Genomic DNA, 401 nt, shown 5'->3' with positions numbered 1-401 from the left:
GCCTAGATCAGTGGTGGTCATACGTGCTGCTCCTGACTATCCGGCGGCAGTGAGCGATCCGCGCCGCAAACGTAACTGTACCACTGTGAACACCAGCAGGACACTTGCCAGCAGGATCGACGCGCCCGCCGCAATACCGTAACGACGCTCGTCAAAGGCGGTCTTATAGATGAACTGGACAAGGTAAAAAGTAGCTGTACCGGGGCCGCCACCCGTCAGCACGTAGGCCACATCGAACACCTGTACGGCACGGATCACGCTCAGAACGACCACAACCAGCATGGTTGGCGCCAGCAATGGCAGAGTCACGCGCCGGAAACGGGCATATTCGTTCGCGCCGTCAATGGCTGCCGCTTCGTATAAATCCGCCGGAATCGCCTGTAACCCGGAAAGCAGAATCA

Annotated in this window: 1 protein-coding gene; it reads right to left on the bottom strand. The window is 58.4% G+C overall.

The genetic code is table 11. The features are described 5' to 3' along the window. Positions 1 to 36: 36 nt before the first annotated feature. Positions 37 to 401 (bottom strand): carbohydrate ABC transporter permease (locus tag D7Y13_RS44315; protein ID WP_147452775.1); only part of this gene is annotated, 365 nt, incomplete at its 5' end.

This window comes from Corallococcus praedator (assembly GCF_003612125.1).
In the GTDB taxonomy this organism is placed as follows: domain Bacteria; phylum Myxococcota; class Myxococcia; order Myxococcales; family Myxococcaceae; genus Corallococcus; species Corallococcus praedator.
The sequence above is the reverse complement of the archived record's forward strand: the minus strand, read 5'-3'. Positions and strand labels throughout refer to the sequence as shown.